This window comes from Mycobacterium terramassiliense, from assembly GCF_900157385.1.
Lineage (GTDB): Bacteria > Actinomycetota > Actinomycetes > Mycobacteriales > Mycobacteriaceae > Mycobacterium > Mycobacterium terramassiliense.
Map to the genome: position 1 here is coordinate 1 of NZ_LT717691.1, position 1,357 is coordinate 1,357.

The 1,357-nt window shown below is 70.4% G+C and carries 1 protein-coding gene and 1 pseudogene; both read right to left on the bottom strand.

The window, feature by feature from the left end; all coding sequences use genetic code 11:
• Nucleotides 1-672, bottom strand: a 672-nt coding sequence (locus MTAB308_RS00010; RefSeq protein WP_173842093.1) for a PE family protein, incomplete at its 3' end; no start/stop codon positions are given.
• Between the two features lie 162 nt (nt 673-834).
• Nucleotides 835-1,357: pseudogene (locus MTAB308_RS28745) on the bottom strand (hypothetical protein); the annotation flags it as partial.

The following is a 1,357-nucleotide window of genomic DNA, read 5'->3' on the forward strand; positions in this document are numbered from 1 at the left end:
CCAGCCGGCCCCGCCGGCCCCACCATTGCCCACCCACACCGCGGCCCCACCATTCCCACCGGTGCCGGGGGCCACAAGCGTCGTACCGGGCCCACCAGATCCGCCGTTGCCGCCGTTGCCGAGGATCCCGGCCGTCCCGCCGTTACCGCCATTGACACCGGCGACCGTGGAATCCCAGCCGTTGCCGCCGTTGCCGATCAGCAGGCCACCGTTTTGGCCGTTCGGGCTGGCCTGCGTCCCATTGGCGCCGTTGAAGAACAGCGGCTCCCCGACAAATCGCTGGCTGGTCTGATTCAGCTCATACATCACCGTGCCCAAGGGATCCGTCCTGGGCGGCGGCGACGGCCCGGAGGCATCGGCCACCGCCGCCGGCCACAACGACGGAGTCAACACCTGGGTGGACAGCACCTCGGCTTCTCGAAACGCCTCGCCCGCCTGATTCAATGCCTGCACAATCTGGTTGGCAACCGCCTGGGCCTCTTCGAGCAGCGTCTGAAACTCTTGGCCGACCTCAGAAAACAGCGTCGCGATCGCCTTCGACACCTGATCACCAGCGGATCCCGGCACCCAGGTGATCGGGAGGGCCGCCGCTGCGTTCGCGGCATTCAGGGAGGAGTTGATCGCCGCCACATTCGCCGCCGCCGCCGTCAACGCATTCGGCGCGACGACCACGTACGACATTGCTGACCTCCGAAGACCGCGGAGGCAGTACACCCTTAACCACGGTCACAATTACGGGCACTATAAACCTAGCTCGTTGCACACGTGTAGACCTGCGTTTCGGGAAACGCGGCACCGCCGCGATCAGGCGGGCGTCACCCGCCCAGCCAGCGGCTACAGCGATATGACGCTGCCGGGACCGCCTGCGGTTCCGCCGGGCCCGCCGGCCGCGCCGCCGGTCCCGACGAACGCATTGCCCGGGGTGGTTGCGTAGACATTGCCGCCGGTGCCGCCGGTGCCGCCGGTGACACCGGTGCCGCCGATGCCGCCCATGCCGCCGAAGGCGTTTCCGCCCGCCAACAAGTTGTACGCGGTCCCGCCCGTCCCGCCGGTGCCGCCGATGGTGGCCCCGGCGCCGCCGGCGCCGCCGACGCCGCCGTAGGTGGTGCCCCAGTCGGAGGGGAGATACGTCAGCAGGCCGTCGAAGTTGTCGACGGCGATGTTGAAGGGCCCCATCATCGCGGCGCCGCCGTGGCCCCCGTTCCCGCCGGCGCCGACGGTGCCGGCACCGCCCACACCGCCGGCCCCGCCGGTGGCGGTTCCCCACCCCAGGTTGAACGCGAGACCGCCCGCGCCGCCGTCGCCGCCGGTGGCGCGGGCGGGCCCGCGTTCAACCTGGGGTCTGTCTCTTATACCC